Origin of the sequence: Streptomyces sp. UH6, from assembly GCF_013421635.1 — a bacterium.
In the GTDB taxonomy this organism is placed as follows: domain Bacteria; phylum Actinomycetota; class Actinomycetes; order Streptomycetales; family Streptomycetaceae; genus Streptomyces; species Streptomyces abyssomicinicus.
In genome coordinates, this window is record NZ_JACADT010000550.1 from 1 (window position 1) to 3,822 (window position 3,822).

The 3,822-nt window shown below is 71.8% G+C and carries 6 protein-coding genes; 4 read left to right on the top strand and 2 right to left on the bottom strand.

What is annotated here, in order from left to right:
- Positions 1–298 (bottom strand): TetR/AcrR family transcriptional regulator (locus HW445_RS21770; protein ID WP_180222662.1); only part of this gene is annotated, 298 nt, incomplete at its 3' end.
- Positions 299–403: 105 nt separating this feature from the next.
- On the opposite strand from HW445_RS21770, the gene HW445_RS21775 reads away from it, so the two are divergent.
- The 3 genes from HW445_RS21775 to HW445_RS21785 all read left to right on the top strand — a co-directional run bounded on the left by HW445_RS21775 (position 404) and on the right by HW445_RS21785 (position 2,703).
- The gene (locus HW445_RS21775; protein ID WP_180222667.1) at positions 404–1,555 is read left to right on the top strand and encodes an acyl-CoA dehydrogenase family protein; all 1,152 of its coding nucleotides are present in this window, start codon (positions 404–406) and stop codon (positions 1,553–1,555) included.
- Positions 1,556–1,641: 86 nt separating this feature from the next.
- Positions 1,642–1,929, top strand: coding sequence for a YiaA/YiaB family inner membrane protein (locus HW445_RS21780; RefSeq protein ID WP_180222663.1), 288 nt, complete (start codon positions 1,642–1,644; stop codon positions 1,927–1,929).
- A gap of 138 nt (positions 1,930–2,067) precedes the next feature.
- A complete protein-coding gene (locus HW445_RS21785; protein WP_180222664.1) occupies positions 2,068–2,703 on the top strand; it encodes a TetR/AcrR family transcriptional regulator in 636 nt (211 codons plus the stop codon).
- A 27-nt stretch (positions 2,704–2,730) separates the two neighbouring features.
- Here the strand turns inward: HW445_RS21785 and HW445_RS21790 are convergent, their stop codons facing one another.
- Positions 2,731–3,192 carry a MaoC family dehydratase gene (locus HW445_RS21790; protein ID WP_180222665.1) on the bottom strand — a complete coding sequence of 154 codons (462 nt, stop codon included), beginning with the start codon at positions 3,190–3,192 and terminating at the stop codon, positions 2,731–2,733.
- Positions 3,193–3,316: 124 nt separating this feature from the next.
- Between HW445_RS21790 and soxR the strand changes: the two genes are divergently transcribed.
- A complete protein-coding gene (soxR, locus tag HW445_RS21795; protein ID WP_180222666.1) occupies positions 3,317–3,778 on the top strand; it encodes a redox-sensitive transcriptional activator SoxR in 462 nt (153 codons plus the stop codon).
- Positions 3,779–3,822 lie beyond the last annotated feature (44 nt).

Here is a 3,822-nt window from a genome sequence, read left to right on the forward strand (position 1 = left end):
TGTGGGGGTGCCGGCGCAGCGCGGACCGGTAGGAGAGCGCCCAGTCGTGCAGCGCGTCCCGCCAGGCGGCGCCGCGCTCGAACACCGACAGGTCGACCTGCGCGCTCACCGCGTCGGCGACCGCCTCCAGGATGTCGTCCCGGCTGCGGAAATGGTTGTACAGGGAGGGCCCGCTCACCCCCAGTTCGGCCGCGAGCCGCCGGGTGGAGACCGCGGCCAGCCCCTCGGCGTCGACCAGGGAGAGGGCGGTCTCGACGATCCGGCCGGTGGAGAGCAGCGGGGTGCGCGGGCGTGGCATGGCGCACATCGTAGAGGCTCACCGCAGAGGCTCGACCGATTTAACTAGCAGTGCTAATTTAAGCCCGGACAGACGGCACAGGAATCGACCGTGGGGTGGCGCACCGTGAATCTGGGGCTCAGCGAGGAGCAGGCGGCCGTACAGGAGCTCGCCCGGGACTTCGTGGCGCGGGAGATAGCACCGCACGTCGTCGCGTGGGACCGCGCGGAGCAGGTCGACCGGGGCATCGTGAAGAAGCTCGGCGAGGTCGGCTTCCTGGGACTGACCATCGACGAGGAGTACGGCGGCTCCGGAGGCGACCACCTGGCCTACTGCCTGGTCACCGAGGAGCTGGGCCGCGGAGACTCCTCGGTGCGGGGCATCGTCTCGGTCTCCCTGGGCCTGGTCGCCAAGACCGTGCAGAGCTGGGGCACCGAGGAGCAGAAGCGCGCGTGGCTGCCCCGTCTCACCTCCGGCGAGGCGCTCGGATGCTTCGGCCTCACCGAGCCGGGCACCGGGTCCGACGCCGGCAACCTCGTCACCCGCGCGGTGCGCGACGGCGGCGACTACGTCCTCAACGGCACCAAGATGTTCATCACCAACGGCACCTGGGCCGACGTGGCGATCGTCTTCGCCCGCTCCACCGACGCGCCGGGCCACAAGGGCGTCTCCGCCTTCCTGGTCCCGACCGACACCCCCGGTCTGACCCGCAACACCATCCACGGCAAGCTCGGCCTGCGCGGCCAGGCCACCGCCGAACTGGTCCTCCAGGACGTACGGGTGCCCGCCTCCGCCCTGCTCGGCCCCGAGGGCAAGGGCTTCGCCGTCGCCATGTCCACCCTGGCCAAGGGCCGGATGTCGGTCGCCGCCGGCTGCGTCGGCATCGCCCAGGCCGCGCTGGACTGCGCGGTCGCGTACGCGGGTCAGCGCGAGCAGTTCGGGAAGACCATCGCCCACCACCAGCTGGTGCAGGAACTCCTCGCCGACATCGCGCTCGACGTGGACGCCGCCCGGCTGCTGGTGTGGCGGGTCGCCGACCTCGTCGACCGCGGGCTGCCGTTCGCCGTCGAGGCGTCCAAGGCCAAGCTGTTCGCCTCCGAGGCGGCCGTGCGCTGCGCCAACAACGCGCTGCAGGTGTTCGGCGGGTACGGGTTCATCGACGAGTACCCGGCCGGCAAGCTGCTCCGCGACGCCCGGGTGATGACCCTCTACGAGGGCACCAGCCAGATACAGAAGCTCCTCATCGGCCGCGCCCTCACGGGGGTGTCGGCGTTCTGAGCGGTTCCTCGTGAGTACGCCGGACCACCGGCGCATGAGTACGCGGGCGGATGTGCCGGGAGGCGCGTCCGCCCGATGCTTTCCCCATGACCGAGACACCCGTCAAGCAGCAGAACACCGTGGCCTTCTACGGCCAGGCGGTGGCATCGTTCGTCATCGCGCTGAGCGCGACCTGTGTCGGCATCGTGCGGATGGAGGCGAGCGCCTGGGTGCGCGGCTTCTTCACGGTCGCCGTCCTCTACCTGGTGACCTCCACCTTCACGCTGGCCAAGGTGATCCGGGACCGCCAGGAGGCGGGGGCCATCGTCAGCCGGGTGGACCAGGCCCGCCTGGAGAAGCTCCTCGCCGAGCACGACCCCTTCCAGAAGCTCTGAGGAATTCGGGGACGCACTCCCTAAGCGCCCGCTCAGCCTCCGGCGGTATGGTGGTCCCCCCGCACCTACGGCGTGCGGTCCGGAGGGTCTCCGTCCAGGGTGGGTGAGGACGGGGAGCGAGAGAGGCGAGGGCGAGCGATGAGTACGGCGGAGGAGACGACGGCCGGAAGCGGCGACGAGCGGCAGCCCTGGGCCGAGGTCACACCCGAGGCCGCCCGGCGTCTGCTGGTGGCCGCGGTGGACGCCTTCGCCGAGCGCGGCTACCACGCCACCACGACCCGCGACATCGCGGGCCGCGCGGGGATGAGTCCGGCCGCGCTCTACATCCACTACAAGACCAAGGAAGAACTGCTCGCCCGGATCAGCCGGATCGGTCACGAGAAGGCCCTCGCCATCCTGCGCGACGCCGCCGACGGCGAGGGCACGGCGGCCGAGCGGCTCGCCGAGGCGGTCAGCTCCTTCGTCCGGTGGCACGCCGCCCAGCACACCACCGCGCGGGTCGTGCAGTACGAGCTGGAGGCGCTGGGCGAGGACACCCGCGCCGACATCGTGGGGCTGCGCAAGCAGGTGGACGCGCAGGTGCGCCGGCTCGTCCAGGAGGGCGTCGAGGCGGGCGAGTTCGAGGTGCCGGACGCGCAGGGCGCCACGCTGGCGATCATGTCCCTGTGCATCGACGTCGCCCGGTGGTTCCGGGTGGACGGCCGCTGGACGCCCGACGAGGTCGGCGCGCTCTACGCCGACCTCGTGCTCAGCATGGTGGGCGCCAAGCGTTGACGTGCCGCGGCGTCCGGGCCGCGGCGTTCAGAGGTAGTACCGGGACACCGACTCGGCGACGCAGACCGGCTTGTCGCCGCCCTCGCGCTCGACGGTGAACGCCAGCGAGAGCTGGACGCCGCCCGGCACGTCCTCCACGGCGGTGATCCGCCCGGTGGAACGCAGCCGCGAGCCCACCGGCACGGGGGAGGGGAAACGCACCTTGTTGGTGCCGTAGTTGACGCCCATCTTCACGCCCTCGACGGAGAGCAGCTGCGGGCCGAAGAGCGGCAGCAGCGACAGGGTCAGGTAGCCGTGCGCGATGGTGGTGCCGAACGGGCCGCCGGCGGCCTTCTCCGGGTCGACGTGGATCCACTGGTGGTCGCCGGTCGCCTCCGCGAACAGGTCGATCCGCTTCTGGTCGACCTCGATCCAGTCGGTGTACCCGAGCTGCTCGCCCACGGCCGCCTTCAGCTCGTCGGGGGAGGTGAAGATCCTCGGCTCTGCCATGTCGCTGTCCCTGGCCTCTCGCGTCTGCGGTGCGCAATTTCTAAGCGACTGCTTAGCATGGTCGGGGCCACGCATCCTGTCAATGCGTGTGCCGGGGCGGGGTCCGGCCGGTTAGGGTCCGGGCGTGCCCCAGATCCCCGTGAAGGTCCAGGAACTCACCGTCGGCCAGCTCTCGGCCCGCAGCGGGGTGGCCGTCTCCGCGCTGCACTTCTACGAGGCCAAGGGGCTGATCAGCAGCCGGCGCACCTCCGGCAACCAGCGCCGCTACAGCCGCGACACCCTGCGGCGGGTGGCGTTCGTCCGCGCCTCGCAGCGGGTGGGCATGCCGCTCGCCGCGATCCGGGACGCGCTCGCGGAACTGCCGGACGGGCGGACACCGACCCGCGAGGACTGGGCCCGGCTGTCCGAGAAGTGGCGTGCCGAGCTGGACGAGCGGATCCGCCGCCTGGAGCGGCTGCGGGACCACCTCACCGACTGCATCGGGTGCGGGTGCCTCTCCATGACGACGTGCGGGCTGTCCAACCCGGACGACACCATCGGCGCGCGTCTGACCGGCTCCCGCCTCGCCCCGGAGTCCCGGGCGTAGGCGCGGCGGGCGCGTCGGCGCCGGTGCGGGTGGGCGGTTGGGGT